Raw genomic sequence first — 7,051 nt, forward strand, 5'->3', positions numbered from 1 at the left:
GGCGCCTGTCCCGCTACCAAGGTCGCAAACGAGGCGTCTATTTAGCGGGTTTCAAGTAAAACACCGTTACCGGATCTGCAACAACGCGGCAAATTGTCCGACGGTTTTTGCAAACAAAAACGCCCCGACAAGTCGGGGCGTTTGGTGCAGCGGCGAGCGATTTACTCGACTGCTTTGACCATGTCTTCGATGACTTTCTTCGCGTCGCCGAACACCATCATGGTCTTGTCCAGGTAGAACAGTTCGTTGTCCAGACCGGCATAGCCGCTGGCCATTGAGCGCTTGTTGACGATGATGGTCTTGGCCTTGAACGCTTCGAGGATCGGCATGCCGGCAATCGGCGATTTCGGATCGTTCTTGGCGGCCGGGTTGACCACGTCGTTGGCGCCGAGCACCAGCACCACGTCGGCCTGGCCGAACTCGGAGTTGATGTCTTCCATCTCGAACACCTGGTCGTATGGCACTTCGGCTTCGGCCAGCAATACGTTCATGTGGCCAGGCATCCGACCGGCCACCGGGTGGATCGCGTACTTCACGGTCACGCCGTGGTGGGTCAGCTTCTCGGTCAGCTCTTTCAATGCGTGCTGCGCACGGGCCACCGCCAGACCGTAACCCGGAACGATAATCACGGTGTCGGCGTTGGTCAGCAGGAAGGTTGCGTCGTCAGCCGAGCCGGATTTGACCGGACGGGCTTCCTTCTCACCGGCAGGACCGGCGTCTGCTGTATTGCCGAAGCCACCGAGCAGTACATTAAAGAAGGAGCGGTTCATCGCTTTGCACATGATGTACGAGAGGATCGCACCGCTCGAACCCACCAGCGAGCCGGCAATGATCAGCATCGAGTTGTTCAGCGAGAAACCGATACCTGCCGCCGCCCAGCCGGAATAGCTGTTGAGCATCGACACCACTACCGGCATGTCGGCGCCGCCGATCGGGATGATGATCAGCACGCCCATGACGAACGCCAGGGCCAGCATCAGTGCGAATGCAGCAAGGTTGCCGGTGAGCATGAAGGTCACACCCAGCACCAGAGTTGCCAGGCCCAGCACGGCGTTCAGCTTGTGCTGACCGCTGAACTGTACCGGTGCGCCCTGGAACAGGCGGAACTTGTACTTGCCCGAGAGCTTGCCGAACGCGATCACCGAACCGGAGAAGGTGATGGCACCGATGGCCGCACCAAGGAACAGCTCCAGACGGTTACCCGCCGGGATCGAGTCGCCCAGTTGCTTGACGATGCCCAGCGACTGCGGCTCAACCACAGCGGCGATAGCGATGAACACCGCTGCCAGGCCGATCATGCTGTGCATGAACGCAACCAGTTCCGGCATCTTGGTCATTTCAACGCGCTTGGCCATGATCGAACCGGCGGTGCCGCCGATCAGCAGGCCGACAATCACGTAGCCGATGCCGGCAGTCGCCAGCTCTGCACCCAGCTTATAGATGAGGCCGATGGTGGTCAGGATCGCCAACGCCATGCCGAGCATGCCGAACAGGTTGCCGCGGCGCGACGTGGTCGGGTGCGACAGGCCTTTGAGGGCCTGGATGAAGCAGATCGACGCGATCAGATAGAGCGTCGTGACGAGGTTCATGCTCATTACTTAGGCGCCTCTTCTTTTGCTTTCGGGGCTTTCTTCTTGAACATCTCAAGCATGCGGCGGGTGACCAGGAAACCACCGAACACGTTGACCGCGGCCAGCGCCACGGCGAGGGTGCCCATGGTCTTGCCCAGCGGGGTGACGGTCAGGGCAGCAGCGAGCATCGCGCCGACGATCACGATCGCCGAAATGGCGTTGGTCACCGCCATCAGCGGCGTGTGCAATGCGGGTGTAACGTTCCAGACCACGTGGTAACCGACATAAATCGCCAGCACGAAGATGATCAGGTTGTAGATACCGGGGGAGATAAGCTCTTCCATCGTCTGAATCCCTGCTTAGGCGTTTTTGCGGATGACTTGGCCGTCGCGGCACATCAGGCACGCGGCGACGATGTCGTCTTCGAGGTTTACTTCGAACTGGCCTTCTTTGGTGAAGACCAGCTTCAGGAAGTCCAGCAGGTTGCGTGCGTACAGTGCCGAGGCGTCTGCGGCGACTTCACCGGCGAGGTTGGTCGGGCCGACGATGGTCACGCCGTTCTCGATCACGACCTGATCGGCCACGGTCAGCGGGCAGTTGCCACCTTGGGCTGCAGCGAGGTCGATGACCACCGAGCCGGGTTTCATCTGCGCCACGGTGTCCGCGCTCAACAGCACCGGCGCCTTGCGGCCCGGGATCAGTGCGGTGGTGATGACGATGTCAGCCTGTTTGGCGCGCTCGTGCACGGCCTGGGCCTGACGCTGCATCCAGCTCGCCGGCATCGGGCGTGCGTAACCACCGACGCCGACCGCACATTCGCGTTCTTCATCGGTCTCGTAAGGCACGTCAACGAACTTGGCGCCGAGGGATTCGATCTGTTCCTTCACGGCCGGCCGAACGTCGGACGCTTCGATGACGGCACCCAGACGTTTCGCCGTGGCAATCGCCTGCAACCCGGCCACACCAGCCCCCAGAATCAGCACGCGCGCCGCTTTCACGGTGCCCGCAGCGGTCATCAGCATCGGCATGAAGCGCGGGTAGTAGTGAGCGGCCAGCAACACCGCCTTATAGCCGGCAATGTTCGCCTGGGACGACAGCACGTCGAGGCTCTGGGCCCGGGACGTACGTGGCGCCGCTTCCAGGGCGAACGCGGTAATACCGCACTCGGCCATCTTAGCGATGGTGTCGTTGTTGAACGGGTTGAGCATGCCCACCAGCACCGTGCCGCGCTTGATCAGCGTCAGTTCGGCATCGCTTGGCGCGACCACTTTGAGAATCAGCTCGGCGCCAAACGCGTCATTGGCACTGCCAATGGTTGCGCCTGCCGCTTCATAGGCACTGTCGACAACGCTGGCTTTAACGCCGGCGCCGGTTTGCACAGTGACCTTATGACCTTGGCTGATCAGCTTTTTAATGGTTTCCGGGGTTGCAGCAACCCGTGTTTCACCGGTCTGGGTTTCGAGAGGAACACCAATGTGCACGTCAAATCTCCTGCGTGATCTTATTGAGTAAACCCATGCACTACGGATGGTGCGACTGGGGCGGCCGATCAGCACGATCCCGCCAAATCAGGGCGGGGCGCGGCATTTTGCAGGCGAAGTTTATGCCCTTCAAGGGATTATGACGGGTGACGGAAAATTAACTACAAGTCATCCCGTGACCGAATGTCGCAGATGGCCAGTTGAATCCCTTGCAGGCCGTGCCTTTCAAGGAGTCTGGATGAATTTGAAGAATTTTCTCATCGGTGACGTGAATAGGCCGCAATGAGTCGCGAATGAGGGCGCAAAGCCACGTCGGCAGGCGCTTGTGGGACGTCTGTACGACTTTCGGATACAGTCTGTCGATTTGCGACAAATAGTTATATCTGTAGGGCTTTGAATATCCTGACTACGGGGTTAGCAATCGCTGAAAGCCTTTATCCTTCTAGGTTGTAGCTGTGTGCCTGATTTACCAGCCAGTCGCGAAAAGCCTTGAGTGACGCGGATTCGACTTTTCGCTCGGGAATCATCAGGTAATACGCCTTGATGCTGGAGAGTGCGTTCGGGTTGGCTATCACCAGGCGTTTCTCGGCCAGTTCGCGCTGAATCAGGAACGGCGGGATCAGCGCGATCCCCATGTCGTGCATGGCTGCCTGGGCCAGCATGGAGAATAGCTCGTAGCGCGGACCTGTCATGTCGCGGGGAATGTTCAGGTGCTGCAAGTTGAACCACTGTCGCCAGGCGTAGGGGCGGGTGGTTTGCTGTAGCAAGGGGAGATCGGCAATTTCATCGGGTGTCAGGTGCGTCTTGTTGCCGAGCAGGGCGGGACTGCACACAGGCATCGGATTCTCACCCATCAGCCTGTGGGATTCGGTACCGGACCAGTCGGCATCACCGAAGTAGATGGCGGCATCGAAGTCGGTGTCGGCAAACAGGAAGGGGCGGGTGCGGTTGGTCAGGTTGACCGTCACTTCCGGGTGCTTGAGCTGGAAGTCCTTCAGTCTTGGCAGCAGCCATTGCGTGCCAAAGGTGGGCACCACAGCGAGCTCGATCACGTTGGTGCCCTGCTGACCCATCACTGACAGGGTGTCGCGCTCAACGGCATCGAGTTGGGTGGCAACCCGGCGGCTGTAGGAAAGGCCCGCTTCCGTCAGTTTCACTCCGCGTCGCGAGCGTCGGAAGAGTTCAACGCTGAGGAAGTCCTCCAGACTGGCGATCTGTCGGCAAATGGCGCCCTGGGTGAGGGAAAGTTCTTCGGCGGCCTTGGTGAAGCTCTCGTGGCGGGCGGCTGCCTCGAAGCTGATCAGGGCGGTGGTGCTGGGTATCTTGCGGCGCATGTACGTCAACCTCACTAATACGCCGCATATAAGGCACTTGGCGACGTTTCGGAGTGAGAAATTAGCACAACAGGATGCGAAATCCTCGTTTGCCGGGATGACAAAGCGGGCCTAGGATCAATGCCACGTTAATTCACCCGATTTGCGAGGACTCACTCATGGGCGGTAAAGCTAGCTTCAACTGGATAGATCCACTGCTGCTGGATCAACAGCTGACTGAAGAAGAACGCATGATCCGCGACACTGCCGAGCAATTCGCCCAGCAGAGCCTCGCGCCACGCGTTCTTGAAGCCTTCCGCCATGAGAAGACTGACCCGGCGATCTTCCGTGAGATGGGTGAAGTTGGCCTGTTGGGCGCGACCATTCCCGAGCAGTACGGTGGCAGCGGCCTCAACTACGTCAGCTACGGCCTGATTGCCCGTGAAGTCGAGCGCGTGGATTCCGGCTACCGTTCGATGATGAGCGTGCAGTCTTCGCTGGTGATGGTGCCGATCAATGAATTCGGTACCGAAGCACAGAAGCAGAAGTACCTGCCGAAACTGGCCTCCGGCGAGTGGATCGGCTGCTTCGGCCTGACCGAGCCGAACCATGGTTCCGACCCGGGCGCGATGATTACTCGTGCACGCAAAGTCGAAGGCGGCTACAGCCTGACCGGCGCCAAGATGTGGATTACCAACAGCCCGATTGCCGATGTGTTCGTGGTCTGGGCCAAGGACGACGCCGGCGACATCCGCGGCTTCGTATTGGAGAAGGGCTGGAAAGGCCTGAGTGCTCCGGCGATTCACGGCAAGGTCGGCCTGCGGGCATCTATCACCGGTGAAATCGTCATGGACAACGTGTTCGTGCCGGAAGAGAACATCTTCCCGGATGTGCGTGGCCTGAAAGGTCCGTTCACCTGCCTCAACTCTGCACGTTATGGCATCTCCTGGGGTGCGCTGGGCGCGGCTGAGTTCTGCTGGCACACCGCTCGCCAGTACACCCTGGATCGCCAACAGTTCGGTCGTCCGTTGGCTGCTACTCAGTTGATCCAGAAGAAGCTGGCCGACATGCAGACCGAAATCACTCTGGCACTGCAAGGTTGCCTGCGTCTGGGTCGCATGAAAGATGAAGGCACTGCTGCTGTTGAAATCACTTCGATCATGAAACGCAACTCTTGCGGCAAGTCGCTGGACATCGCTCGCATGGCCCGTGACATGTTGGGCGGCAACGGCATCTCCGATGAGTTCGGGGTGGCCCGTCACCTGGTCAACCTGGAAGTGGTGAATACCTACGAAGGTACTCACGACGTTCACGCGCTGATCCTCGGCCGTGCGCAGACCGGCCTGCAGGCGTTTTATTAATAGGAGAGCGACCATGGGCGCGCTGTCGCATCTGCGGGTACTGGATTTGTCGCGAGTGCTGGCCGGCCCATGGGCCGGGCAGATTCTGGCCGACCTTGGGGCGGAAGTGATCAAGGTCGAGCGCCCGGGCAATGGTGACGATACTCGTGCCTGGGGGCCGCCCTTCCTGAAAGACGCCTATGGTGAGAACACCAGCGAGGCGGCTTATTACCTGTCGGCCAACCGCAACAAGCAATCGGTGACGATTGATTTCACTCGCCCCGAAGGTCAGAAACTGGTGCGGGAGCTGGCAGCCAAGTCGGACATCCTGATCGAGAACTTCAAGGTCGGTGGACTGGCGGCTTATGGTCTGGACTATGAGTCACTGAAGGCGATCAATCCGGATCTGATTTATTGCTCGATCACCGGTTTCGGTCAGACCGGGCCGTATGCCAAACGCGCGGGTTATGACTTCATGATCCAGGGACTCGGTGGGCTGATGAGCCTGACCGGGAGGCCTGAGGGTGATGAGGGTGCCGGGCCGGTGAAGGTGGGGGTGGCGCTCACGGATATCCTGACGGGGCTTTATTCGACCGTTGCGATCCTGGCAGCGCTGGCTCACCGCGATCACGATGGTGGCGGTCAGCACATTGATATGGCACTGCTGGATGTGCAGGTGGCGTGCCTGGCTAACCAGGCGATGAACTACCTGACGACGGGCAATGCGCCAAAGCGGCTGGGCAATGCGCATCCGAATATCGTGCCGTACCAGGATTTTCCTACGGCTGATGGTGACTTCATTCTCACGGTGGGTAATGACGGGCAGTTCCGCAAATTCGCCGAGGTGGCGGGGCAACCGCAGTGGGCGGACGATCCGCGTTTCGCGACCAATAAACTGCGTGTGGCGAACCGGGCGGTGCTGATTCCGTTGATCCGTCAGGCGACAGTTTTCAAGACGACCGCCGAGTGGGTGTCTCAACTGGAGCAGGCGGGCGTGCCGTGTGGGCCGATCAATGATCTGTCGCAGGTGTTCGAGGATCCACAGGTGAAGTCTCGCGGGTTGGCGATTGAGCTGCCTCATGCATTGGCAGGGAGGGTGCCGCAGGTGGCCAGTCCGATTCGGTTGTCTCGGACGCCTGTTGAGTATCGTCGTGCGCCTCCTTTATTGGGTGAGCATACGCTCGAGGTGCTACAGCGCGTGCTGGGGCTTGGAGCGGGAGCTGTCGCGGCAATGAAAGACGAAGGGGTGCTCTGATAGTGCCCTCTATATATAGAGGGGGCGATTTCGTTCACCTATAGAGATGGAGTTGGGTGTTTTTTGACCTCTCTGCAAGTTATTGAAAGAA

General features: G+C 59.5%; 6 protein-coding genes. 2 read left to right on the top strand and 4 right to left on the bottom strand.

Annotated elements, in window-relative coordinates:
- Window positions 1–161: 161 nt before the first annotated feature.
- From R1A29_RS29710 to R1A29_RS29725, 4 genes are all read right to left on the bottom strand, one after another.
- Window positions 162–1,595, bottom strand: coding sequence for an NAD(P)(+) transhydrogenase (Re/Si-specific) subunit beta (locus R1A29_RS29710; RefSeq protein WP_432218203.1), 1,434 nt, complete (start codon window positions 1,593–1,595; stop codon window positions 162–164).
- Complete coding sequence (locus R1A29_RS29715; RefSeq protein ID WP_003220416.1) at window positions 1,595–1,915, bottom strand: NAD(P) transhydrogenase subunit alpha; 321 nt, start codon at window positions 1,913–1,915, stop codon at window positions 1,595–1,597. Before R1A29_RS29715 ends, R1A29_RS29710 begins: the two co-directional genes overlap by 1 nt.
- 15 nt (window positions 1,916–1,930) lie before the next feature.
- A complete protein-coding gene (locus R1A29_RS29720) occupies window positions 1,931–3,052 on the bottom strand; it encodes a Re/Si-specific NAD(P)(+) transhydrogenase subunit alpha (protein ID WP_114880919.1) in 1,122 nt (373 codons plus the stop codon).
- Between the two features lie 434 nt (window positions 3,053–3,486).
- Complete coding sequence (locus R1A29_RS29725; protein ID WP_438300296.1) at window positions 3,487–4,386, bottom strand: LysR family transcriptional regulator; 900 nt, start codon at window positions 4,384–4,386, stop codon at window positions 3,487–3,489.
- 158 nt (window positions 4,387–4,544) lie between these two features.
- On the opposite strand from R1A29_RS29725, the gene R1A29_RS29730 reads away from it, so the two are divergent.
- Both R1A29_RS29730 and R1A29_RS29735 read left to right on the top strand, forming a co-directional pair.
- Window positions 4,545–5,726: an acyl-CoA dehydrogenase gene (locus R1A29_RS29730; protein ID WP_085712999.1), complete on the top strand. Its 1,182-nt coding sequence runs from the start codon at window positions 4,545–4,547 to the stop codon at window positions 5,724–5,726.
- Window positions 5,727–5,739: 13 nt separating this feature from the next.
- On the top strand, window positions 5,740–6,960 hold the full coding sequence (locus R1A29_RS29735; protein ID WP_438300297.1) for a CaiB/BaiF CoA transferase family protein: 1,221 nt from the start codon (window positions 5,740–5,742) through the stop codon (window positions 6,958–6,960).
- The last annotated feature ends 91 nt before the right edge of the window (window positions 6,961–7,051 follow it).

The organism is Pseudomonas sp. NMS19W (assembly GCF_051554255.1).
In the GTDB taxonomy this organism is placed as follows: domain Bacteria; phylum Pseudomonadota; class Gammaproteobacteria; order Pseudomonadales; family Pseudomonadaceae; genus Aquipseudomonas; species Aquipseudomonas kribbensis.